The sequence below is a fragment of the Phytoactinopolyspora endophytica genome, assembly GCF_004138495.1.
In the GTDB taxonomy this organism is placed as follows: Bacteria; Actinomycetota; Actinomycetes; order Jiangellales; family Jiangellaceae; genus Phytoactinopolyspora; species Phytoactinopolyspora endophytica.
The window spans coordinates 9226-9644 of sequence record NZ_ML142849.1; the positions used below are offsets into that span (position 1 = coordinate 9226).

At 68.0% G+C, this 419-nt stretch carries 1 protein-coding gene; it reads right to left on the bottom strand.

Going from position 1 to position 419, the window contains the following annotated elements:
* Positions 1 to 69: 69 nt before the first annotated feature.
* A partial coding sequence (locus ELR45_RS00075) for an SDR family NAD(P)-dependent oxidoreductase (protein WP_129663366.1) occupies positions 70 to 419 on the bottom strand: 350 nt, incomplete at its 5' end.

The window sequence follows — 419 nt, forward strand, 5'->3', positions numbered from 1 at the left end:
CGCTCGCCCAGATCCTGGTGGCGCTGAAGGCGGCCGGTTACGAGACCGTCATCCCGACGGCCTGAGACATCAGGCGCCGCCGCTCACCGTGACGACCTGCCCGGTGACGCCCGTGTTGGCGGCGGAGCCGAGGTACATGACAGGCCCCGCGACTTCGGAGGCATCCAGCAGCCGTCCGATCGGTGCCTGCGCACTGAACATGTGCCCGTACTCGTCGGCCATCTCGGCATTGGTGTCGGTCCGGGTGAACCCCGGCATGACCACGTTCGACAGAATGTCGCCGTCCTTGCCGAGGCTGAACGCGGCCGAGCGGCTGAACCCGTGCAACGCGGCCTTGGCCGCCCCGTAGTACTCCCCGCCGGCCATCCCGTCGGTGGCGATGCTCGATGAGATATGCACCAAACGGCCCCACCTGCTCT